Below are 1,501 nucleotides of genomic sequence, written 5' to 3' on the forward strand. Positions count from 1 at the left end.
CAGCAACTGGATTAAACGCAGGAACTTATACAGTAACTGTAACTGATGCAAACGCGTGTCAAACAACACAAAGTATTACTATTATAGAACCAGCAATTCTTTCTGCAACAGCATCACAAACAGATGTTTCTTGTAATGGAGGAACTAACGGAACTGCAACAGTAACTGCAACTGGAGGAACTGCACCATATACTTACTCTTGGTCTCCAACTGGAGGAACGGCTGCAACAGCTTCTGGATTAAGCGCAGGAACTTATACTGTAACTGTAACTGATGCTAACGGATGTATTACAACACAATCTGTTACAATTACAGAACCAACAATCCTTACTGCAAGTGCATCTGATACAGATGTTTCTTGTAACGCAGGAACTAACGGAGCTGCAACTGTAACTGCAGCTGGAGGAACAGCACCATATACTTATTCTTGGTCACCATCAGGTGGAACAGCTGCAACAGCTTCTGGATTAAGTGCAGGAACTTATACTGCAACTATTACAGATGCTAACGGATGTTTTACAACACAAACAGTAACAATCACTGAACCTTCTGCCCTTTCTGTAACAGCATCTAAAACAGATGTTTCTTGCAACAGCGGAGCTAACGGATCTGCAACTGTAAATGTAACTGGAGGAACTCCTGGTTATACATACTCTTGGGCTCCATCTGGAGGAACAAATGCAACAGCAAATGGACTAAGCGCAGGAACTTATACTGCAACTATTACAGATGCTAACGGATGTACTACAACTCAATCTGTTACTATTGCTGAACCAACAATCCTTGCTGCAACAACATCTCAAACTGATGTTTCTTGTAACGGAGGATCTAACGGAACTGCAACGGTAACTGTAACTGGAGGAACTGGAGCTTATACTTATTCTTGGGCACCAGTTGGAGGAACAGCTGCAACAGCAACTGGATTAAACGCAGGAACTTATACAGTAACTGTAACTGATGCAAATGCGTGTCAGACAACACAAAGTATTACTATTACTGAACCAGCAATTCTTTCTGCAACAGCATCACAAACAGATGTTTCTTGTAATGGAGGAACTAACGGAACTGCAACAGTAACTGCAACTGGAGGAACTGCACCATATACTTATTCTTGGTCACCTTCTGGCGGAACAGCTGCAACAGCTTCTGGTCTTGCTGCAGGAACATATACAGTAACTGTAACTGATGCTAACGGATGTACAGCAACTCAATCTATTACTATTACAGAACCAACAATTCTTGCTGCAACAGCATCTAAAACAGATGTTTCTTGTAACGCAGGAACTAACGGAGCTGCAACTGTAACTGCAGCTGGAGGTACAGCGCCATATACTTATTCTTGGTCACCATCTGGTGGAACAGCTGCTACTGCTTCTGGATTAAGTGCAGGAACTTATACTGCAACTATTACAGATGCTAACGGATGTTTTACAACACAAACAGTAACAATCACTGAACCTTCTGCCCTTTCTGTAACAGCATCGAAAACAGATGTTTCTTG

At 42.0% G+C, this 1,501-nt stretch carries 1 pseudogene; it reads left to right on the forward strand.

The window, feature by feature from the left end:
* Positions 1-1,501: pseudogene (locus tag J2Y38_RS24555) on the forward strand (hypothetical protein); the annotation flags it as partial.

Source organism: Flavobacterium sp. 2755, from assembly GCF_031455715.1.
In the GTDB taxonomy this organism is placed as follows: domain Bacteria; phylum Bacteroidota; class Bacteroidia; order Flavobacteriales; family Flavobacteriaceae; genus Flavobacterium.